Source organism: Paracoccus salsus (genome assembly GCF_021556615.1).
Lineage (GTDB): Bacteria > Pseudomonadota > Alphaproteobacteria > Rhodobacterales > Rhodobacteraceae > Paracoccus > Paracoccus salsus.
Genome location: NZ_JAKGGD010000026.1, coordinates 1 through 599 on the forward strand (window position 1 = coordinate 1; position 599 = coordinate 599).

General features: G+C 73.0%; 1 protein-coding gene and 1 pseudogene. Both read right to left on the reverse strand.

Annotated features, from left to right (window positions below; genetic code table 11):
• The coding region (locus tag L1965_RS15950) for a hypothetical protein (protein ID WP_235757412.1) at positions 1 to 282 on the reverse strand (282 nt) is incomplete at its 3' end.
• Positions 279 to 599, reverse strand: a pseudogene (locus L1965_RS15955) (hypothetical protein); the annotation flags it as partial. The pseudogene L1965_RS15955 and the gene L1965_RS15950, both read right to left, overlap by 4 nt.

Genomic DNA, 599 nt, shown 5'->3' on the forward strand with positions numbered 1-599 from the left:
GGGCAGGGACCGGGTGGCCTCCTCCGAGAGCAGGACGTCGGCGACGCCGACGATGCGCAGGGTCTCCGCCTTCGCCCGGTTCTCCGGGGTGTCCGCCCCGTCCACCACCACGACGACGGCGCCCAGCTCGGCCAGGGTGTCCGCGGCGGCGAAGCCGCTCACCCCGAGGCCCGTGACCACGACCCGCAGGCCGCGCCAGCCGGCGTCGTCCCACGAGGACAGGTCACGGGTGCGGTCGGTGTCCGCGATCGGACGGGTCACGGGGGTCGGCGCGCCGCTCACGGGGTCACCCCCGCCAGACCGCCCTGGTGCAGCAGCCACTCGCCGTAGAAGAGCGAGAGGCCGGCGCTCACGCACAGCAGGGAGATGAGCCAGAACCGGACCACGACGGTGACCTCGGCCCACCCCTTGAGCTCGAAGTGGTGCTGCAGCGGCGCCATGAGGAACACCCGCCTGCCGCCGGAGACCTTGAAGTACCCCACCTGGATGATCACGGACAGCGTGATGGCCACCATGAGCCCGGCCAGGACGATCACCAGCATCTCGGTGCGGGTGAGGATCGCCAGGCCCGCGAGGGCGCCGCCCAGGCCGAGGGAGCC